This window comes from Micromonospora pattaloongensis (genome assembly GCF_900107255.1).
In the GTDB taxonomy this organism is placed as follows: Bacteria; Actinomycetota; Actinomycetes; order Mycobacteriales; family Micromonosporaceae; genus Micromonospora_I; species Micromonospora_I pattaloongensis.
Map to the genome: position 1 here is coordinate 22,103 of NZ_FNPH01000018.1, position 19,972 is coordinate 42,074.

Here is a 19,972-nt window from a genome sequence, read left to right on the forward strand (position 1 = left end):
GGGTCGAAGCGGGGGGAGAGCACGAGGATGGCGCAGGAGAGCGGCCTCACGACGGACGACTCCGGCATGGCGCCGGGGACGACGGGCGAGGGGGAGCGCGAACGGTGAGCCCGACGCCGTCCCAGGCGGATGGGGCGAGCCTCGGAGTGCTGGAGACCGCTGCGCTGCTGCGTGAGCTGACCGCGGGCATGATCGCCAGTGATGACTTCGAGCAGGCCCTCGACCACCTGGCCCAGACGAGCCGGCACGGCCTGCCCGGCATCGCGTGGTCCAGCGTGACGCTGCTGCGCGCCGGCGAGCCCGCGTCCGTCGCCGGCTCCGATCCCTGGGTCAAGGAGCTCGACGCGTTGCAGTACGGCGCGGACGGCCCGGGGATGACCGCGATCCGTCAGCGGGAGATCGTGGTCTCCGAGGATCTCGCCGTCGAGCCCCGGTGGCCGCGGTGGAGCCGGGTGGCGCTCGCGCGCGGGGTGCACTCGGTGCTCTCCGCGCCCGTCGACATCGACGACCACGTCATCGGCTCGATCAACTTCTACGCGCCCCGGCCGCGGGCGCTCACCCGCGCCCAGCAGATGACGGCGATGCTGCTCGCCGAGCACGCGGCGCTGCTGCTCGGCGCGGTCCGCGACCGCGCCCGGCAGGCCGCGCTCACCGCCGAGATCGACGAGGCGCTCGCCTACGGCGACGTGATCAGCCAGGCGATCGGCGTCGTGATGACCCAGCGGCGCTGCGCGGCCGCGCAGGCGCTCGAGGTGCTGCGCACCGCCGCCGAGGCGCTGTCGATCCCGCTGCCCGACGTCGCCGAGCGGCTCGTGGCCTCGGTCGATCGGGACCGCGCCGAATAACCCGATCGGGACGCGGACGTTTCTCGCGTACCGACCCGGGGGTAACCCCTGCACCGTCGATGCAGGCAGCAGCAGGGGAAGTGAGCGCGATGGAGAGCCGACTGACCGTCTCCGGACACCCGATCCAGCCGATGCTGGTCCCGCTCCCCTTCGGGCTGTTCGTCTCGGCGGTGCTGCTCGACGTCGGCGCGATCGCCGCCGGCCCGGCGCTGCGGCTCTTCGGCGACGTGGCGTACTGGACGATCATCGCGGGGCTGTCCGGCGCGGGACTGACCGCCCTCGCCGGACTGGTCGACCTCTGGGACCGGCCCATCCGGGGCCCGCGCCGTACGCTGCTGGCGTTCACCCTCGCCACGACCGGCATGGCGGCGCTCTTCGTCCTCGTCTGCCTCGCCCGCGCCGGCAACCCGCAACACGCCGGAACCGGCGCGCTGCTCCTGGTCGAGCTGGCCGCGCTCGTCGTCGGGGTCGTCGGCCTGCGGCTCGGTACCCGGCTGCTGCGGCAGCTGGACACGGATGGCGCGCCGGAGGCGACCCGCGCGCCGGAGGCGACCCGGGCGCCGCTGCGGACCGCGCGCGGCGGCCGGCTCGTGTACAAATCGGGGCGCGAGTTCGTCCGCTGAGGCGTCAGCCCGCGGGCTGGTGAGCCCGGGCCCGGTGCGCGGCGAGCACGTCGGCGCCGAAGTCGCTGGCCGGCCGGCGCAGCACGCTGTGCACGTGGTTGCCGTCGTCGCTGGTGTTGTCGTACTCGATCAGCAGGTCCGGCCCCTGGATCCGGTAGTAGTGCCGCTGCTGAGGACCGGTCGGCCCCTCCCAGGCGAAGTGCAGCTCCGCGCCGGCGAGCCGGGCGGCCTCGTGCGCGGCCAGTTCGGTCGGGAGCCGGTCGAGGTAGAGCGCCACCAACTGGTCGAGCAGGGCGCGGGCGGTCGGGCCCAGTCGGGTGCGGCCCACGCCCAGCGGCTCGATCCGCGACTCGGCGCGCGGGTGCGTGGCGGTGCGGATGTCGGCCGGCGCGGCGTCGGCGATCACCGCCATCGACCGTCCGGTGCTGCCCATCGCGTCGAGCAGGGCCCGCGCCAGGTCCTCCTCCGGCCCCAGCGGGCGGGACACCGGCCGGCCGGCGTAGCTGACCCGGGCGGGATTCGCGCCCATGAAGAGTGGGGCCGGCGTGACGCGGTCGCCCGCGATCGTCATCGTCACTGACAGGTGGTGCCCCTCGAACCGCCAGGACCACTCGTCGTCGCGGGCCGGGTCCCCGAAGACCGCGACCCAGTAGTCGTCGCTGTGCCGGCCGCGCCGCCAGTCCTCGCGCCGGTCGAGCACCTCCTCCAGCGCCATCACGGTCGCCGCCTGTGCGTACGCGTGCGGGCTCAGCGCGGTGGCCAGCAGCCGGTGGGCCGCCTTGCGGGCGACGCGGTCGAAATCCGCGAGGCAGGCGCCGGGACGTGGCCGCGGCCGGTACTCCAGCCAGAGCCGCGCGGCCTCGTCGCCGAACGGGTGCAGCGCTAGGGCTCGCCGGTCGTCGTCGAGGCTGCCCAGCAGCGCGGTCGCGGCGGCGCGCATCTGCGCCGGTACCGATTCGACGTCCACGTCACCTGTATACGCTTTCGCCGCGTTCGGCCGCGACCCGCCCCGCCGTCACCACGACGGCGCCCCCGGCGCCGGCCGATCTCCGCCGTCGCGCGGCTCGGCGCCCTTCGGGTGGCCGGGTTTGCGCACCGCACCGTCGTACCGGTAGACGGCCAGCGACCGACCGTCCAGGTCGCGTCGTTGGTGCGTCCCGATGTAGCGGTGGATCAGCCCGTCGATCTCGAGCTCCACCAGCGCCGATGCCGCGGCGTTGAACGGTGTCTGGTCCCGTGGGCCGCCGGAGAGCACGGCGTCGGGTTCCTGGGACGTCGCCATACCGGGCGGCTACCCGGCTTGCCGCCGGTCAAACGGAGCCGGCGGCGTCGGCCGATTTCCGGTGAGCAGCTCGGTCATGTCGGGCAGGTTGAAGAATCGGGCGGTGTCCAGCGCGGACGGGGTGCCGTGGGCCGGGTCGGCCCCCGCGGCGAGCAGCGCGGTGACGGACCCGGCGGAGCGTCGGAAGGTGGCGGCGGCCAGGGCTGTCTGACCGCGGTCGTTCACCCGTTCGGGGTCGGCCCCCCGGCTGAGCAGCCCGGCCACGGTGTCCGGATGCGAGTGGTACGCCGCGAGGATGAGCAGCGTGTCGCCCTTGTCGTTCGTCATGTTCACCGGCAGTCCGGCGTCGACGTTCGCGATCAATTCGTCCGTCTGGCCCCCGCGCGCCAGGTCGAACATCCGGTGCGCGAACGCCAGCGTCTCGTCGTCCAGTTCCTCAGCCACGCGGACCAGGGTAGGTCACGCGTGGCGGCCGGCGATCAGGGCTTGAGCAGCGCGCCCATGCGTCCAATCTCGACAGCCTGCTCGGTTGCGACCGAGTTGGCCAGCTCCTGGATGGTGATGTCCCAACCCACCTTGAGCACATTGGTCGACATCTCGATCGCGCCCTCGTGGTGCTCTGTCATCATCGCGATGAAGAGCCGGTCGAAGGCCGCGCCCTTGGCTGCGGCGAGCTCCTTCATCCGCTCCGGGCTCTGCATGCCGCGCATCGTGCCGTGGTCGTGGCCGCCCTTGGGATCATCGAGGGTGAGCCCGCGCGCGTCCAGCCAGGCGCGCATCTGCAGGATCTCGGGGGCCTGGCTGGCCTTGATCCGCTCCGCGACCGCCAGGACCTTCGGGTCGGCGGCCCGGTCGGGGGCGAGCGCGGCCATCTGCAGTGCCTGGGTGTGGTGCGGGATCATCATCCGCAGGTACCAGACGTCCAGCGTGTTGTAGCGCGGGCTGGCGGCGGGCGCCACCTCGTCGCCGCGCTTCACCGTGGCCGTCTCGCCCGGGCGACCGGGGAGGATGACCGGCGCGGTGGACGTCGGAGTGGGACTGGCCTCCACAGTGGGTGCCGTCGCGGGGCGTGACGACGTCGACGTGAGGGCGTACGCGCCGGCCCCGCCGGCGAGCACGGCGGCCGCGACGGCGCCGATCACGAGGATCCGTCGATGGCTGGAATTCATGGGCACGCTCCTGTTGGGATGCCGCGATGCTAACTGTCACCCGATAGTTCCCCACTGTGACCCAGATCACATCACGGCGTGGGATTCACATGTAAGGTCTGCCCAATCGTCAATCCCTTTCGTTCGAAGGGTGCCGTCAATGATCAACCTATCCCCCCGAGGGGGGCGGCAGCTCAAGACCGTCGGATTGGCCGCGACCGCAATCCTGCTCACCAGCATCGCCGCGGCGACGCCGAGCAGCGCGCAAGCGACGTCCGACGACTGTGCCGCCCTGCGCGGCGCGGGCGACAATTTCGCCGAGCTGTGCCTCACCGAGCAGCAACTCACGACGATGAATGATGCCGACGCCGACCTCGGCGTCGACGAGATCGCCAGCAGCCGCAACATCCGCCAGATCGCGAACATCCCGAAGCAGGGGCCGTTCGGCACCGAGGCGGCGTTCGGCACCGACATGGCGTTCCAGGGCCGGTACGCGTTCGTGGGCAACTACGACGGGTTCGTCATCTACGACATCAAGAACCCGCGCAAGCCGTCCATCGTGTCGCAGGTGGTCTGCCCGGGTGCGCAGAACGACGTCAGCATCCACGGCGACCTGCTCTTCCTGTCGACCGATTCGTCGCGCAACAACGACTCGTGCGCCAGCGTCTCCCAGTCCGCGTCCATCAAGGACTCCTGGGAGGGCATCAAGATCTTCGACGTGAGCGACAAGGCCAACCCGAAGTACATCAAGTCGGTTGAGACCGCCTGTGGTTCGCACACGCACACCCTGGTGCCGGGCAAGGACCATAAGTCGGTCTACCTGTACGTGTCGTCGTACTCGCCGAACGCGTCGTTCCCCGACTGCGCGCCGCCGCACGACTCGATCTCGATCGTCAAGGTGCCGGTGAAGAACCCGACCGCGGCCGCCGTGGTGGCCACGCCGAACCTCTTCCCGGACGGCGGCAACCCCGGCAGCAACGGCAGCTCCGCCACCACCGGCTGCCACGACATCACCGCGTACCCGGAGAAGGACCTGGCCGCGGGCGCCTGCATGGGCGACGGCGTCCTGATGGACATCTCCAACCGCGAGGCGCCGCGGATCATCCACCAGGTCCGCGACACCACCAACTTCGCGTTCTGGCACTCCGCCACCTTCAACAACAAGGGCACCAAGGTCGTCTTCACCGACGAGCTCGGTGGCGGTGGCGCGCCGACCTGCAACCCGACCGTCGGGGCGACCCGCGGCGCGAACGCCATCTACGACATCACCGGTAAGGGTGACGCCCGGAAGCTGGTGTTCAAGAGCTACTACAAGATCCCCCGGACGAACACCAACAACGAGAACTGCGTCGCCCACAACGGCTCGCTGATCCCGGTGCTCGGCAAGGACATCATGGTGCAGGCGTGGTACCAGGGTGGCGTGTCGGTGTGGGACTTCACCGACTCGGCCAACCCGGTCGAGATCGCCTACTGGGAGCGGGGCCCGCTCTCCAACGACCGGCTGATCCTCGGTGGGGCCTGGTCGACCTACTGGTACAACGGCCACATCTACTCCAGCGACATCCAGAAGGGTCTGGACGTGCTGGAGCTGCGGGACTGGCGGGTCGCCACCGCGCACGCGGTGCGTTTCGACACCTTCAACGCGCAGACCCAGCCGGGCTACTGGGGCAACCGGTAGTCCTCTGACGCACCACCGACCGGCCCGGTCTCCCGTTGGGAGGCCGGGCCGGTCGCTTTTCCGGGCGCGTATCCTTTGCGGATCTTGCGTGGCGGGAGGGCTGGCGTGGCGGACGCGGTGTATGTCGGCAACGCGGGGGTGGACGCCCCGCTGGAACGGGGCTGGCTGCTCGGGCACTTCATGCCGCCGGCCTCGGCGCGGCACAGCACCGAGGTCGAGATCAAGTGGGGCGTGCACCCGCCGGGCGACCGGCGGGCGCAGTGGACGAGCGGGGAGCGCCGCACGGCGCTGCTGGTGCTGATCAGTGGGCGCTTCCGCGTCGAGCTGCCCGACCGCACCGTGCTGCTGACCGAGCAGGGCGACTACGTGATCTGGGGCCCCGGCGTCGACCACTCGTGGTACGCCGAACAGCAGTCAGTCGTGCTCACCGTGCGGTGGCCGTCCGTGCCCGGCTACGCCGTACCGCTGTCGTAGCCCGACGAGGGCCGGACGCCCTGGGGCGCCCGGCCGTCGTCGCGTCTCATCCGGTGGCGCAGCTGGGACTCGGCGTCGCGTTGCTCCCGGTCATGCTGGCGACGAACCCGATCGTGGTGCTGGCGTTGGGGGCGAGGTTGCCGTTCCAGCTCACGTTCCGGGCCGTCACCTCCGCGCCGTTCTGGCTCACCGTGGCGTTCCAGGCCTGCCCGATGCGCTGGTCGCCGCCGAAGGTGAACCGCACCGTCCATCCGGTGAGCGGCGCCGCGCCGGTGTTGCGGACGGTCACCTCACCCTGGAACCCGCCCTGCCACTGGTTCGCGATCCGGTAGCTGGCCGTGCATCCGGCGCCCTGGCCCGGCGGGGTCGTCGGGGGTGTGGTCGTCGGGGGTGTGGTCGGCGAGGTCCCGCCGAGCGCCGCGACCAGGGCCGGATACCACTTGTCCGAGATCTTCTGGTCGCCGGCCGCGTTCGGGTGCACCCCGTCGTACGTGTCGGCGCCGGTGCTGAACCCGGCCCACTGGTCCACGACCGTGATCGGTGACTGCGCGGTGGTCTTGCCCGCCGCCCACGCCGGGATCGCGTTGTTCAACGCGACGACCCGCTGCGCGCAATCCGCGCAGTTCGTCGGCGCCATCGGGATGATCCGGGCGACGAGGATCTTCATGCCGGGATTGCTGGCGCGCATCTGGTCGACCAGCCTGCCGTACGCGTCGAGAATCGTCGCCGGCGGGATGTTGCTCCAGACGTCGTTCGTGCCGAAGTGCATCAGCACGATGTCGGGCCGGGTCGCCGACAGCCAGCCGGGCAGCTGGTTCTGGTTGGCGACGGTGGTCGCCAGGTAGCCACCGTGGCCCTCGTTGTCCCCGTCGTACGGTTGCCCGCAGCCCGGCGGGGCGAGGGTGCCGACGAAATCGATGTTGGTGTGGCCGGTGTTCTGCAGCCGGTTCCAGAGCAGGGCGCGCCAGCAGCCGGGGGAGCCGGTGATGGAGTCGCCGAGCGGCATGATCCGTACGGGGGCGGCCGCGGCGGGTTGAGCCGGTGGGGCGGCGAGCAGCCCGAGCAGTGTGGCGAGCGCGGTCAGCGCCGCCCCGAGGGCGGGTCTGCGGAGCATGGTCGTCTCCTGTCACGGTGCGATGGGGTGTTGACGGACCGGCCCGAGCTCCCGCGGACATTCAAGCACTCGGATCGACCGGGGCTCAACGCCCGGGTTTCCCCGCCACGCCGGGCGCGAACATCAGTGACCTGTGACGCGGGCGTGGCTCTCGTGCCGGCCTGCGGCGGTGAACGCGGCAATCCGGCCGGAACTGTCCGCGGTCGCGCCCGAATGGGTAGGAATGGACCCGGGGTGTCGACGGAGGAGGGGACATGGCGCGGGCGCTCGTACTCGGTGGCGGCGGGGTGACCGGGATCGCCTGGGAGATGGGCGTGCTGGCCGGGCTGCGCCACGCGGGCGTCGACCTGAGCACCACGGATCTGATCGTCGGCACGTCGGCGGGGTCGGTGGTCGGGGCGCTGGTCGCCACCGCGGTCGACCTCGATCAGGCGGTGTCGGTCCTGCGGAGCGCGGGCCTCGACGGGGAGGCGGAGTTGTCGTTCCAGCTGGACCTGACGTTGATCGGTCAGGCGTTCGGGATCGTCTCGGACGCGACACTGGACCCGGCCGAGGCACGGGCCCGGCTCGGCCGGCTGGCGCTCACCGCCCCGGTCGGGGAGGACCGCGTGCAGGTCGAGCGCTTCGCTGCGCTGCTGCCGGTGCACGACTGGCCGGCCCAGCCGCGCCTGGTCGTCACGGTCGTCAACGCCGAGACGGGCGAGCCGGCCGCGTGGGACGACGCCGACGGCGTCCCGCTGGTCCGGGCCGTCGCCGCCAGCTGCGCCGTGCCGTGCGTCTTTCCACCGGTCGAGATCAACGGCGGCCGGTACATGGACGGCGGCGTGCGCTCGGTGACCAACGCGGATCTGGCGGTCGGCGCCGAGGCGGTGGTGGTCATCGCGCCGGTGGACGGGCTCTTCCGCACCTCGCCCGAGGCGGAACTGCGGGAGCTGGGGGAGGTGCGGTCGGTGCTGGTGTCGCCGGACGCGGCGGCCCGGGAGGCGATCGGGCCGAACGTGCTCGATCCGTCGCGGGCGGCCGCGTCGCTGGCGGCCGGAATGACGCAGGGCGAGGAGTGCGCCGCCCGGGTGGGGGCGGTCTGGGGCCCGTCCTGACCGTGCCGCGCGGGCTTCCTCGCCCGTGGCCCGGCGCGATCCCACGCTAATCCCTATTAACCCGATAGGGTTGCTGGGGTAATGTGGGGTCGCAGTGGACACCCGACCAAAAGAGGAACCCCGATGACCGTCTCCGGTGCCGACCGCGCTGATCTGCTCGCCATCGCCCGCCGCTATGCCGCTTCGCCCGCACGGTGGCCCGTACGCCCGCGCTTCGATCCCCTCGACCGGTGGTACGCCCGGCTCGCCGAGCGGCCCGATCACGAGGCCTGGCTGCTGACCTGGCTGCCGGGGCAGGGGACCGAACTGCACGATCACGGGGGCTCCGCCGGGGCGTTCGTCGTGCTGGCCGGAACCATTGTGGAGGAGACGGTGCGGGGCGGGGCGCTGGTCGGCGCCGAGCTCGCCACCGGCGCGGGGCGCCGGTTCGGCGCCCACCACATCCACCGGGTCGCCAACCGCGGCACCGACCCGGCGATCAGCCTGCACGTCTACGCCCCCGCGCTGCGCAGCATGACGCGCTACCGGCTGGACGCGGGCGTGCTGCGGGTCGCCGAGGTGGCGCGGGCGGGGGTCGCGTGGTGATCCCGTTCCGGCAGCCGCGGTCGAGCTGTCGCGGCCCCCGCCCGCCGGCCGGCTCCCGGAGCATCGACGCGATCCTCGCCGGGGCCCGCGCCCGGCTGTGTCGCCTCGACCCCGAGGCGGCGCACCTCGCGCACCGGCTCGGCGCGGTCCTGGTCGACATCCGGCCGGCTGCCCAGCGCGGCGCCACCGGCGCCGTGCCCGGCGCGCTGATCGTCGAGCGCAACGTCCTGGAGTGGCGCTTCGACCCCCGCAGCGGCTCCCGGCTGCCGATCGCGGACCGGTACGACCTACCCGTGATCGTCTTCTGCCAGGAGGGTTACACCTCGTCACTGGCGGCCGCCGCCCTGCAGGACCTGGGGCTGTACCGCGCCACCGACGTCGTCGGCGGGTTCGTCGCGTGGCGGCTCGCCGGACTGCCCGCCTTCGGACCCGCCCGCATGCTCGCCTGAATCCGCAAGGGATCGACTACGTTGCGTTTGTCGATTGTCACATTTATGCAACGCCGAGACTATTGACCGGAGCGCGAGCGCCCGGAAGCATCGTCACAGTGCGGTGCCAGCGGGCGTCTCCCCGTCTTTTTCCCGCCGCGGTGCCGTGCTTCCTGGGGAGTCGCTCACGCGTATCGGTGCGCGTGCTGAGATGTCCGCATCTGCCAAGGAGGAGCATGTCCGTCAGCCCCGCGTCGTCGCGTGCTGGATGGCACACCTCCCAACCCGCCGGGCCGGGACGGCCGCCCGTGGCGTCCCGGCGTCCCGCCGGTCACGCTTCCCCGACGTTGACCGTCACGCTCTCCATCCCGCTCGCCTGCGAGGAGGCGCTGACGCCGGCGGCGCGGCGACTGCTCGAGGCGGCCAGAGAGATGATCGAGCGTGGCGAGGGAGCCGTGGCGGTGACCGCGGCCAACGGCGAGCACGCGTACGTGCCGGCGCCCCGGCGGCCGCCCGCCTCCACGCCCGCGCCGCCCCCGCCGGCCCCACCGGCGCCGTCCGAGCCGGCCGGCCTGCACATCCTGGCCGCCTCCCGCTCGGTCCTGCTCGACGGCGAGCCGCTGCCACTGACCCGGCTCGAGTTCGACCTGCTGCTGCACTTCGTGCAGAATCCGCGGCGGGTCTTCACCCGGTTGCAACTGCTCACCGCGGTCTGGGGCTACGAACACACCGGAGTGCGCACCGTTGACGTCCACATTCGACGGCTGCGGGTCAAGGTCGGTGACCGGATGCCTCTGATCACCACGGTCTATGGGGTGGGTTACCGGCTCGCCGACGACGTGGTGATCACGATCGACCACCACGCCTGACCACCGCGGCGGGCGCCCGCCGGCGCCGGGCACGATGGTGGCGTGCAGGTTCGACCGATCACCCCCGAGGGGCTCGTCGACGAGCTCACCGAGCGACTCGTCGCGGAGCGGCCCGGGCAATGGCTGCGGGTCGCCGTCGACGGGCCGCCGGCGGCGGCGCCGGAGCGGCTCGCCGACGCGCTGGTCGATCCGTTGCGGGAGCGGGGCCGCCCCGCGGTACGGATCTCCGCCGACGACTTCCTCCGGCCCGCCTCGCTGCGCTACGAGTTCGGCCGCGCGAACCCCGACGCCTTCTACGCCGGCTGGCTGGACGAGCCGGGACTGCGCCGGGAAGTGCTGGACCCGACCGCCCCGGGCGGCGCCGGCCGCATCCTGCCGTCGCTGTGGAACCCCGAGACCGATCGGGCCAGCCGCGCGGCGTACCGGGAGCTGCCGCCGGGCGCGGTCGTCCTGGTCAGCGGGGCGCTGCTGCTCGGCGGCGCGCTGCCGTTCGACGTCACCGTCCACCTCGTGCTCTCCGCCGGCGCGCTCGCCCGGCGTACCCCGCCCGAACTGGCGTGGACGTTGCCGGCCTTCGCCCGGTACGCCGAGGAGGTGTGCCCGGCGCTCTTCGCGGACGTGGTCGTGCGGCTGGACGACCCCCGGCATCCGGCGATCGTGGAGGAACGCTAGCCGCGCGCGATGCGACGGTTTGACGCGTTCGGCGCGCGGGTATCTGCCCGCGCGCACGGCGCATCGTACGGATCACCCGGTCCGCTGCTCGCGAAAGCGCCACCGTCGTCCCACGGAAGGGGCAGAACATGCTGGTCAATGGTGCGGTCGTCGCGGGGTCGCAGGTCGCGACCGTCGGCGAGGAGCAGGTGGCGTTCGGGCGGGGACGCTCGGCGGCGGACACCGTGCAGGTGCGGCAGGCGCTGCAGGCGCGCTACGACGAGCTGACCGCCGAATACGAGCGGGTGGTGGCGGACAACCAGGTGCTGCGGCTCGTGGAGCGCAGCGACACGGCGGGGGACGACCAGGCGGACAGCGGCACGAAGACGGCCGAACGGGACACGGCGCAGTCGCTGATCATGACCATTCTGGAGCGGCGCCTGCAGTTCGAGCACGCGCTGGCGCGGCTGGCGGAGGGGGCGTACGGCTTCTGCGAAGGCTGCGCGGACCCGATCCCGGTGGAGCGGCTCGAGATCTTCCCGGCGGCCACGTCCTGCGTGACGTGCAAGCAGGCGCGCGAGCGGCGGGCGGCGTAACCGCGGGGCCGATGGGCGAGATCAAGGTCGGCACGGCGTCCTGGACCGATCGCACGCTGCTGGAGTCGGGGTGGTATCCGCCCTCGGCGGACACCGCCGAGAAGCGGCTGGGCTACTACGCGAGCCAGTTTCCGCTGGTCGAGGTCGACGCGACCTACTACTCGCCCCCGGCCGAACAGACCGCGGCGCTCTGGGCGGCGCGCACGCCGCCCGGATTCACGTTCAACGTGAAGGCGTTCAGCCTGCTCACCGGTCACCCGACCCGGGTCTCCGCGCTCTACCGGGACCTCCGGCCGGTCACCGACAAGAAGAACATCTACCCGGACGACCTCAGCGCCCAGACGTACGAGGAGATCTGGTCGCGGTTCCTCTCCGCGCTCGACCCGCTCGTGGCGGCCGGCAAACTCGGCGCGCTGCTCTTCCAGTTTCCGCCCTGGTTCGCGATCTCGCGGACGAACAAGCAGTACCTGCTGGAGGTGGAGCAGCGCTGCCGGCCGCTGCGGGCGGTGTTCGAATTCCGCCACGCCTCCTGGTTCGCCGGGGACAACTGCGCCGAGACCCTGGAGTTCCTGCGCACGCACACGCTGCCGTACGTCTGCGTCGACATGCCCCAGGGACACCGCTCGTCGGTGCCGCCCGTGCTGGCGGCGACCGCGGAGCTGGCGGTGATGCGGTTCCACGGCCACAGCGAGCGCTGGACGAGCAAGGACATCCACGAGAAGTTCGGCTACCGCTACTCCGACGACGAGTTGCGGCGGTGGGCGCCGAAGCTGCGGGCGCTGGCCGAGCAGACCGAGCGGACGCACGTGCTGATGAACAACTGCGTCCGCGACGCCGCCCAGCGCAACGCGGCGACGCTGGCGGCCCTGCTGGCCGACGCCGGCTGACGACTTTCTCATCTTGACGGGGTGAGGCGCCCTCACCCGTTTTCGCGGAACGCTCGGGCTACGTCGAGGTGGCGAGTGGTGCGGGTCGCGCACGCCGCCTCCCGCATTACTGACTCGAGAAGGGCCGCAGAGATGACAAGTTCCCAAGTAGCTGTCCTGGACGGCACCGTGGAGAAGACCAACCGGGTCCTCAAGGACATCGAGCAGGCCTACGGCTGGCCGCGGGAGCGCCGCAACCAGTCGTACCTGGCGTTGCGGGCGGTGCTGCACTGCCTGCGTGACCGGCTCCCGGTCGGCGAGGCGGTCCAGCTCTCCGCGCAGCTGCCGCTGCTGATCCGCGGCATCTACTACGACGGCTGGGAGCCGGACAAGGCGCCGGAGAAGATGGGGCGCAGCGAGTTCCTGGCGCGGGTCCGGGAGGACTTCCGCTTCGAGATCGACGGTGGGATCGAACGGCTGGTGCAGACCGTCCTGACGGCGCTGCGCCCGTACATCACCGACGGCGAGTGGCAGGACGTCAAGTCCAGCATGCCGAAGGAACTGATGTCGATGTTGCCGGCGTGACGTCGGCGCTGACCGAGCCCGACCGGGCCGCCCACGTCGGGCCGGCGGGCGCTCCACCTCGACCCGCGCGGGTCGACACCACCATCGGGAGCCGAGATGACAGCCCCAGGCGGCAGCCAGCCCTGGCTGCACTCGTACGGCAAGGAGATCCAGCCCTTCGGCACCGTCCGACAGTTGCCGATCGCGTTGGGCTTCGAGACCCGCATGCGCTCGTGCGAGCGGTTGAACCGGGTCCTCGCCGACACCCAGATCCTGTACTCGCTCTACAAGAAGCACCACTGGCTCATGCGCGGGGTGACCTTCTATCAGCTGCATCTGCTCCTCGACGAGCACGCCAAGCAGCAGCTGGCCATCGTCGACAAGATCGCCGAACGGGTACAGACGCTCGGCGGGATCGCGGTGGGCGACCCCCGGCACGTCGCCGAGATCACCCAGATCCCGCGGGCGCCGAACGGGGTCGAGGAGATCCCGTCGATGCTCTCCCGGCTGCTCCAGGCGCACGAGATGATCCTGATCGCTGCCCGTGGCATCGCGAAGGAGGCGGCGGACTGTGGCGACGACGGCACGAACGACCTGCTGATCTCCGATGTGGTCCGGACCGGCGAGATGCAGGCGTGGATGCTCGCCGAGCACCTGGTCGACACACCGCTGGTCTACGCCCCCGACGGCCAGCAGGGTGACCGGCTGGTGAGCACCGCGCACGCCACGAGCATGCGCCCCGGCATCCCGTGACGATCCCGGTGACCGTCGGTCCCGGTGGCCGTCGATCCCGGTGATCGTCGATCCCGGTGATCAGGGACCGTGCTCGCGACACGCCGACGCCGCGCGCGAGCTGGTCCCTGATCACGCGGATCTGGGGGGTTAGGGGGTGCGGGTGACGCGGTGGGTGCGGTGGGTGCGGTGGGTGGCGATTCGGGCCAGGGCTGACGCGTCGGTTAGGGCGGCGGCGTCGGGGTCGTTGTTGAAGTAGACGTAGACCGGGGTGGCGTCATCGTAGGTGGTGGCGATGCGGTCGACCCAGGAGGTCAGCGCGGCGCGGCCGTAGCGCGGGCGGGGGTTGGCGGCGCCCTCGTGCAGCCGGACGTAGCCGAAGTCCGCGGTGCGCCACAGCGGGGTGACGGGCCGCCCCCTGCGGTCGGCCCAGCACAGGGCCGCGCCCCGCTTCGTCAGCGTCTCCCGCACCTCGTCGGTCCACCAACTGGGGTGCCGTGGTTCGACCGCGACCCGCACCTCGGGCGGGAAGAGCGCGAGCGTGGCGTCCAGCGCGCCAACGTCGGCGCGCAGGGTGGGCGGCAGCTGCAGCAGCACCGGCCCGAGCCGGTCGCCGAGCGCGGTCGCCCGGCTCAGGAACCGCTCGACCGGCTCGGTGGGCTCCCGCAGCCGCTTGATGTGCGTCAGAAAGCGGCTCATCTTGACCGCCACGCAGAAGTCGTCGGGCGTGCGCGCGCGCCACTGGGCGAACGTGTCCCGCTCGGGCAGCCGGTAGAACGCGTTGTTGACCTCGACGGTGACGAAGCGCGCGGCGTAGTGCTCGAGCCAGCACCGCTGCGGCAGGCCGCCGTAGAACCGGTCGCGCCAGTCGCGGTACTGCCATCCCGAGGTGCCGACCAGAATCATGCCGTCGATGTGCCCCGCCGCCGCGGGTTCCATGCCCGTTCGACGGTCGATGAGGGGCTTGGCGGACCCGTCCGCCAGGCCCCTCATCATTGCGGTCAGTGGACGGTCACCGCCGCGGTCAGCCGCCGCCGGTAATCGACGCGCCGCTCCGGACCGGTCAGCCGGACGAGGACCGTGTGCCGGTGGTCGGCGCTGGAGGCCGAGAGCCGCAGCTCCAGCTCGCCCGGCTCCACGATCCGGTGCCCGGAGCGGCCGGTGAAGCAGGACAGGTCGGCGTGCACCCGAAACTCGACCCGGCGCGCCTCGCCGGGCCCGAGCGCGACGCGGGCGTACCCGGTCAGGCGCTGCACCGGCCGGGTCACCTGGGCGATCGGGTCGTGCAGGTACAGCTGCACCACCTCCGCGCCGGCCCGGTGGCCGGTGTTGCGTACCGCGAGCGACAGCGTCAGCTCCCCGTCCGTGCCGAGCTCCACCGGGCCCGGCACCGGCGCTCCGTCGACCCGCACGTCCTCCCAGGCGAACGCGGTGTAGGACAGCCCGTGCCCGAAGGGGAACAACGGGGTCGGGTCGACGGTGCTGACCTCGGTCCGGTGCGCCAGCGCGGGGCCGTGATAGCCGGCGGGCTGCCCGCCCGGGCGGCGCGGGACGCCGACCGGCAGCCGGCCGGACGGGCAGACCCGCCCGCTGAGCACCCCGGCCACCGCCGGCCCGCCCTCCTCGCCGGGGAAGAACGCCTGGACCACCGCGGCGAGCCGGTCGGCGTACCGGCCGAGCGCGTAGGGGCGTCCGCTGAGCATTACCAGCACGACCGGGGTGCCGGTGGCCAGCACCGCGTCGAGCAGCTCCGCCTGCCGGCCCGGCAGCTCCAGATCCTCCGCGTCGCACCCCTCCCCGGAGGTGCCGGCGCCGAACAGGCCCGCCCGGTCACCGAGCACCGCGACGCAGACGTCGGCGTTCGCCGCCGCCGCGGCGGCCCGCACGATCTCCGGCATCTCCTGCTCGTCGAGCGTGCCGCCGGCCACGTGCGCGAGCCCGGCGGCTCCCAGCTCGGTGCGGAGCGCCGCCAGCAGCGTCGGGATCGCCACGGCGCCGGACAGGCCGGGGTGCGCGTCGGCGACGTGGCTCGGGAATGAGTAGCAGTTGAGCATCGCGGCCGGCGAGTCGGCGAGCGGGCCGACCACCGCGACGCGGGAGCCGGGGCGCAGCGGCAGCGTCCCGTCGTTGGCCAGCAGCACCACCGACTCCTCGGCGAGCTGTCGCGCGAGCTCCCGGTGCGCGGGCGGATCCAGGTCCACGCCCCCGTCGGCGCCGTCGGGTCCGGCGAGCGCGGGCGGGGTCGGCTGCCAGTCCGGGTCGAGCAGGCCCAGCTCGCACTTCTGCCGCAGCACCCGCCGCGCCGCGCGGTCCACCAGGGAGACCGGCACCGCTCCGGCGCGGACCGCGCGCAGCAGGGGCGGCCCGTAGCAGCGGACGGCCGGAAGCTCCACGTCGACGCCGGCGGTGAGCGCCAGCGCCGCGGCCTCGGCGGGGGTGGCCGCGACCCCGTGCAGCGACTGCAGGAACGACACCCCGAAGTAGTCGGCCACGACGGTGCCGGTGAAGCCCCAGGCGTCGCGGAGCAGACCGGTGAGCAGCGTCTCGTCCGCGGCGCAGGGAACACCGTCGATTTCGGCGTACGAGTGCATCACCGAGCGGGCGCCCCCGTCGCGCAGCGCCATCTCGAAGGGGAGCAGCAGCGTGTCGGCGAGCTCGCGCGGGCCCACCGCGACCGGGCCGAAGTTGCGCCCCGCGCGCGAGGCCGAGTAACCGGCGAAGTGCTTGAGCGTGGCGACGATCCCGGCGGACTCCAGGCCCCGGACGTACGCCGTCCCGATCGTCCCGACCAGGTACGGGTCCTCGCCGATCGTCTCCTCCGTGCGGCCCCACCGAGGGTCGCGGACCACGTCGAGCACCGGGGCGAGCCCCTGATGGATGCCGAGCCGGCGCATCGTGGCGCCGATCTGCGCGGCCATCCTCCCGACCAGCGCCGGATCGAAGGACGCGCCCCAGGCCAGCGGCGTCGGATAAACGGTCGCGCCCCAGGTCATGACGCCCGCGAGGCACTCCTCGTGGGCGAGCGCCGGGATCCCGAACCGGCCTGCCGCGACGATCTCGGCCTGCCGGCGCGCCAGCGCCGCCGCGCCGGCCGCCGGATCCACCGGTGCGGTGCCGAACGGCCGGGTGAGCTGACCGAGCCCGGACCGGGTGAGCTCGGTCCAGTCCAGCGTCTCGTCGACCAGGTCGTGCTGGTGCGGCGCCATGTCGTGTTCGGTCGCGGTCGCGCCGAGCCACATTCCGGACAGCTGGGCGAGCTTCTCTTCCAGCGTGAGCCGGGCCAGCAGGTCCTCGACGCGTTCCTCAGCCGGAAGCGACGGGTCCTGCCAGGGCGCGCGTCCGGGCGCCGGCGCCCCGCCGCTGCCGTCGCGCGCGGCCGGTCCGGCCACGGCGGGTGCCTCGTGCACCGCGGCGACCTGACCGGGGCCGGTGTCGGGCCGGTCGAGGGACGCGTGGCCGTTGCTGCTCACAGGCAGCCTCCTGTCCTCGGTGTTGCGGGGGTGGGCGGCAGCGGCGCAGCACGGCGCACCCGTCGCGCCGCGGACTCGCGCTACTTCCGATATGTTTCCGGAAATCTGCGTCGGAGTCGAGCCCGAACGCGACACCGGGGGACCGGATGTCGCGGAGCGAAGCGCACTTATCGGACGTTCTCCGAGTTCGCAGGCCCGGCACGGGTCGATCACGCGCCGGGGCGAGACCGAAAATTGCGGACGCCGCAGCCGGGCCGCCGCCGACGCGTGCCGCGATGTGGAACCGGTCGACGGGTACGCGGCCGCGCGCGCATCGCCGAGATTCCCGCCGACCTCGTGCGGGTCAGTCCAGCAGCCGGTCCAGGAACGGGTTGGTGAACACCCGGTGCGGGTCGAAGCGCGCCAGCGTCGCGGCGGCGGCGCTGAAGGAACCCGCCCCGCCGCTCGGGAACGACGCCCGTACCGTCTCGTCGAGCACCGTCGGGTCGGACCAGGCGCCGGCCGGGCCGTACGCCCAGCCCTTCGACCACTCCACGCGGGCGGCCGCCCATGACCCGTCGTACGTGCCGAAGATGAACGCCTCGAGTTCGGCGTAGAAGGCGGCGGCGTCCGGGGTGCCGGGGAGGGTGAGCACGTCGAGCCAGACCGCGACGTCCCATTCCGGACGGTCGTCGCGCGGTCGCACCGCGGACAGCGCCGCCGGCGCCGCCCCGGCCACCGCCACGTCGCCCGGCTCGTCGAGCCCCGTCACCCGGATCTCGACCGACCCGTTCACCGGGTAACGCCCCCGCGCCGCGTAGCCCGCCAGCAGCTCGCCGTAGAACCGCGTGAAGCCGTGCACCACCCGCTGCACGTCGGCGCGCCGGCACAGCACCGCGTACCCGTTGGCGTGCACCCGCAACGTGGTGGGCCGGATGTAGAGCAGGACGTTGCGGGAGGCGCCCCAGATATCGGCCGAGACGGTCGCGGTGAGCCCGGCGGCGGTCGCGGCGTACTGGGCCTGGCCCAGCAGCGGCGCGAGGTAGTGCTCGCCGGCGACGATCCGCCCGGCGAGCTCCGCCACCGGCTCCGGGACGTTGTCGGAGAACGGATAGTTGTACGGGCCGGTCACCGGACGGCTCGTCGCCGGCCGGACCGGGTTGACGCTCCAGATCTTCAGCCAGGGCTTGTCGGTGAAGGCGAACCAGATCACCTCCACCCGCCCGCTGTCGTCGAGGAAGCGCTCGACGGTGCGTCCCGGCGCGCCGGGCGGCGCGAAGAGCTCGGCCGCTGGGATGTCGACCCGGCTCAGACAGCGCAGCGGGCGATCGGGCGCGACGCGCAGCGTCACCTCGGTGAGAAACGCGCGCCCGAGCTGCACCAGGAACGCCGCGGCCTCCGGTTCCGAGCGGTGGAACGTGCGCAGCGTGTAGCCGTCGCGTTCGGCGTCCCAGACCACGGCGGTGCAGGAGACGACGAGGTTGCTCAGCGAGCCGTACGTGGCGCCCCGCAACCGCCGCTCGCCGGCGGCCGGCACGGCGGTGCCGTGCGCGCCGATCGCGAGCGCGCCGCCGACCGACAGGTCCCCCGGCGCCGGGGTCGCGGTCACGCCGTAGCCGGCGGTGCCCAGGTACTCCAGCAGCGCCTCCAGCGCCGCGCCGCTCTGCACCCGGACCGCCGGGGCGTCGCCCGGCGCCATCGACATCGCGGTGAGGTGCCGGGTGGTGTCGACGAGCACGACCCGGCTGGCGCACGACGTCGCGGGCGTGACGGTGAGCGGCGACCACCCGTGCCGGTACCCCTGCGCGCGCAGCGTGTACCCGTGCGCGCGCGCCCAGTTCGCGACCGTCACCACGTCGGCCGGCGTCGCCGGCACGCACGTCCACACCGGATCCACGCGCGTCTCGCCCGACCAGTTCTCGTACACGCGGCGCAACAGCGGGACGGTGCCCGGAAACCCCGGTGGAACGGGGCACCCGGGATCGGCGTGGTCGACGCCGACGGCGCCGACCGGCGTCCACAGCAGACCGATGGCGCCGGCGCCGGCCAGTAACCGCCGTCGCGAAACAGGCCCGTATTCGTCGCGCATGCCGCCTCCCGCGTCGCACATGGCGTGTCGATCGAACGATAGATGACGAGCGATGAGCCCGCAGCGGAAAGGCGGATTCCGCGGGTGGGGCCCTCGCATTTCGCCCGTGCCGGGACATGGCGGACGCAGACGTGGCGACGGCGAATGCTCTCGAACCCCGGAGTCGCGCGGAATGGCACAGCCGCCGTCGTCGTTGTGTACCACGGTCGGCGTCGTTGTTTCCGGCGGATGGAATAGCCGGGCAGCGGCGGTGGTTGTGCCACGTCCCGCCGCACGACGGCGGGGGAATTGCCGGCCGGTCGCCGTCGTTGTACATGGTCCCCGCCGCCGAATATCAGACTTTCTTCCGGGTGTCGTTGCCCCGGGCCCCGTGTGCCTTGATGTCCGTTTGATCGGCGCGCGGTGATGACTTTCTTCAACCCCCCGAGAGATTGGATTTGTCGTGGGTATCAACAGTGAGCTTTTCAAGCAGTGGATTCCGAACGTCATCGAGAACAAGAACCGCGTCGCGCTGGCCGTGTCCAGCCTCGCCGTCTTCGGCGCGCTCGCCGGCGCCAGCCCGGCGGCCGCTGCCAGCGCCCAGCTCGACAACCCGACGGCCCGCACCACCGCGGCCGCCGAGCAGATCGTGGCCCGGGCCGACAAGCCGGCCGAGCACAAGGAGGCGGCGCCGTCGGTGGAGCAGTTGATGACCAACGGTGTGCCGGCTGATCAGTCGACGTATGAGATGACGCCGGAGCGGATGGCGAATGCGAAGGCGATCATTGAGGCGGGTAAGCAGATGAATCTGCCGCCGCGGGCGTGGGTGATCGCGATCGCGACGTCGCTGCAGGAGTCGAAGCTGGATAACCTGGGTCACCTGGGTGACCGTAACGACCATGA

Annotated in this window: 21 protein-coding genes and 1 pseudogene; 14 read left to right on the forward strand and 8 right to left on the reverse strand. The window is 72.5% G+C overall.

Annotated elements, in window-relative coordinates; translation table 11 throughout:
- The first annotated feature begins 188 nt into the window (after positions 1 to 188).
- Together BLW47_RS24005 and BLW47_RS24010 are read left to right on the forward strand one after the other, a co-directional pair.
- Entirely contained in the window at positions 189 to 845 is a 657-nt protein-coding gene (locus BLW47_RS24005; protein ID WP_091562915.1) for a GAF and ANTAR domain-containing protein, read from the forward strand.
- A gap of 89 nt (positions 846 to 934) precedes the next feature.
- On the forward strand, positions 935 to 1,468 hold the full coding sequence (locus tag BLW47_RS24010; protein ID WP_091562848.1) for a DUF2231 domain-containing protein: 534 nt from the start codon (positions 935 to 937) through the stop codon (positions 1,466 to 1,468).
- 4 nt (positions 1,469 to 1,472) lie between these two features.
- On the opposite strand, the gene BLW47_RS24015 is transcribed toward BLW47_RS24010, so the two are convergent.
- The 4 genes from BLW47_RS24015 to BLW47_RS24030 all read right to left on the reverse strand — a co-directional run bounded on the left by BLW47_RS24015 (position 1,473) and on the right by BLW47_RS24030 (position 3,919).
- Positions 1,473 to 2,408, reverse strand: a complete 936-nt coding sequence (locus tag BLW47_RS24015) for a DUF3500 domain-containing protein (protein ID WP_091562919.1) — start codon at positions 2,406 to 2,408, stop codon at positions 1,473 to 1,475.
- 75 nt (positions 2,409 to 2,483) lie between these two features.
- The gene (locus tag BLW47_RS24020; RefSeq protein ID WP_091562851.1) at positions 2,484 to 2,750 is read right to left on the reverse strand and encodes a hypothetical protein; all 267 of its coding nucleotides are present in this window, start codon (positions 2,748 to 2,750) and stop codon (positions 2,484 to 2,486) included.
- Positions 2,751 to 2,759: 9 nt separating this feature from the next.
- A complete protein-coding gene (locus BLW47_RS24025) occupies positions 2,760 to 3,194 on the reverse strand; it encodes an ankyrin repeat domain-containing protein (RefSeq protein WP_091562855.1) in 435 nt (144 codons plus the stop codon).
- 35 nt (positions 3,195 to 3,229) lie between these two features.
- Positions 3,230 to 3,919 carry a DUF305 domain-containing protein gene (locus BLW47_RS24030; RefSeq protein ID WP_091562858.1) on the reverse strand — a complete coding sequence of 230 codons (690 nt, stop codon included), beginning with the start codon at positions 3,917 to 3,919 and terminating at the stop codon, positions 3,230 to 3,232.
- A 139-nt stretch (positions 3,920 to 4,058) separates the two neighbouring features.
- Between BLW47_RS24030 and BLW47_RS24035 the strand changes: the two genes are divergently transcribed.
- A complete protein-coding gene (locus tag BLW47_RS24035; RefSeq protein WP_091562861.1) occupies positions 4,059 to 5,576 on the forward strand; it encodes an LVIVD repeat-containing protein in 1,518 nt (505 codons plus the stop codon).
- A gap of 105 nt (positions 5,577 to 5,681) precedes the next feature.
- Complete coding sequence (locus BLW47_RS24040; RefSeq protein WP_091562865.1) at positions 5,682 to 6,050, forward strand: cupin domain-containing protein; 369 nt, start codon at positions 5,682 to 5,684, stop codon at positions 6,048 to 6,050.
- 46 nt (positions 6,051 to 6,096) lie between these two features.
- Here the strand turns inward: BLW47_RS24040 and BLW47_RS24045 are convergent, their stop codons facing one another.
- Positions 6,097 to 7,164 carry a cellulose binding domain-containing protein gene (locus BLW47_RS24045; protein WP_091562869.1) on the reverse strand — a complete coding sequence of 356 codons (1,068 nt, stop codon included), beginning with the start codon at positions 7,162 to 7,164 and terminating at the stop codon, positions 6,097 to 6,099.
- A gap of 254 nt (positions 7,165 to 7,418) precedes the next feature.
- On the opposite strand from BLW47_RS24045, the gene BLW47_RS24050 reads away from it, so the two are divergent.
- From BLW47_RS24050 to BLW47_RS24090, 9 genes are all read left to right on the forward strand, one after another.
- Positions 7,419 to 8,261: a patatin-like phospholipase family protein gene (locus BLW47_RS24050; protein ID WP_091562871.1), complete on the forward strand. Its 843-nt coding sequence runs from the start codon at positions 7,419 to 7,421 to the stop codon at positions 8,259 to 8,261.
- A gap of 123 nt (positions 8,262 to 8,384) precedes the next feature.
- On the forward strand, positions 8,385 to 8,846 hold the full coding sequence (locus tag BLW47_RS24055; RefSeq protein WP_091562874.1) for a cysteine dioxygenase: 462 nt from the start codon (positions 8,385 to 8,387) through the stop codon (positions 8,844 to 8,846).
- Positions 8,846 to 9,295, forward strand: a complete 450-nt coding sequence (locus tag BLW47_RS24060; RefSeq protein ID WP_091562924.1) for a rhodanese-like domain-containing protein — start codon at positions 8,846 to 8,848, stop codon at positions 9,293 to 9,295. The genes BLW47_RS24055 and BLW47_RS24060 overlap by 1 nt, the downstream gene beginning before the upstream one ends.
- Positions 9,296 to 9,510: 215 nt before the next feature.
- Entirely contained in the window at positions 9,511 to 10,143 is a 633-nt protein-coding gene (locus BLW47_RS24065) for a winged helix-turn-helix domain-containing protein (protein WP_091562878.1), read from the forward strand.
- Between the two features lie 42 nt (positions 10,144 to 10,185).
- Entirely contained in the window at positions 10,186 to 10,815 is a 630-nt protein-coding gene (locus tag BLW47_RS24070) for a nucleoside/nucleotide kinase family protein (RefSeq protein WP_091562882.1), read from the forward strand.
- 128 nt (positions 10,816 to 10,943) lie between these two features.
- Positions 10,944 to 11,390, forward strand: a complete 447-nt coding sequence (locus tag BLW47_RS24075) for a TraR/DksA family transcriptional regulator (protein WP_091562885.1) — start codon at positions 10,944 to 10,946, stop codon at positions 11,388 to 11,390.
- Between the two features lie 11 nt (positions 11,391 to 11,401).
- Positions 11,402 to 12,277: a DUF72 domain-containing protein gene (locus BLW47_RS24080; protein ID WP_091562890.1), complete on the forward strand. Its 876-nt coding sequence runs from the start codon at positions 11,402 to 11,404 to the stop codon at positions 12,275 to 12,277.
- Between the two features lie 132 nt (positions 12,278 to 12,409).
- Positions 12,410 to 12,841 carry a DUF2267 domain-containing protein gene (locus BLW47_RS24085; RefSeq protein WP_091562894.1) on the forward strand — a complete coding sequence of 144 codons (432 nt, stop codon included), beginning with the start codon at positions 12,410 to 12,412 and terminating at the stop codon, positions 12,839 to 12,841.
- Positions 12,842 to 12,937: 96 nt separating this feature from the next.
- The gene (locus BLW47_RS24090) at positions 12,938 to 13,573 is read left to right on the forward strand and encodes a Dps family protein (RefSeq protein ID WP_091562898.1); all 636 of its coding nucleotides are present in this window, start codon (positions 12,938 to 12,940) and stop codon (positions 13,571 to 13,573) included.
- Between the two features lie 129 nt (positions 13,574 to 13,702).
- Here BLW47_RS24090 and BLW47_RS24095 read toward each other — a convergent pair whose 3' ends face one another.
- The 3 genes from BLW47_RS24095 to BLW47_RS24105 form a co-directional block, all read right to left on the reverse strand.
- A complete protein-coding gene (locus tag BLW47_RS24095; protein ID WP_245737056.1) occupies positions 13,703 to 14,491 on the reverse strand; it encodes a DUF72 domain-containing protein in 789 nt (262 codons plus the stop codon).
- A gap of 62 nt (positions 14,492 to 14,553) precedes the next feature.
- The gene (locus BLW47_RS24100; protein WP_245737058.1) at positions 14,554 to 17,022 is read right to left on the reverse strand and encodes a beta-xylosidase/alpha-l-arabinosidase; all 2,469 of its coding nucleotides are present in this window, start codon (positions 17,020 to 17,022) and stop codon (positions 14,554 to 14,556) included.
- A 343-nt stretch (positions 17,023 to 17,365) separates the two neighbouring features.
- Positions 17,366 to 19,090, reverse strand: coding sequence for a cholesterol oxidase substrate-binding domain-containing protein (locus BLW47_RS24105; RefSeq protein WP_091562902.1), 1,725 nt, complete (start codon positions 19,088 to 19,090; stop codon positions 17,366 to 17,368).
- 442 nt (positions 19,091 to 19,532) lie between these two features.
- Between BLW47_RS24105 and BLW47_RS24110 the strand changes: the two are divergent.
- Positions 19,533 to 19,972, forward strand: a pseudogene (locus BLW47_RS24110) (hypothetical protein); the annotation flags it as partial.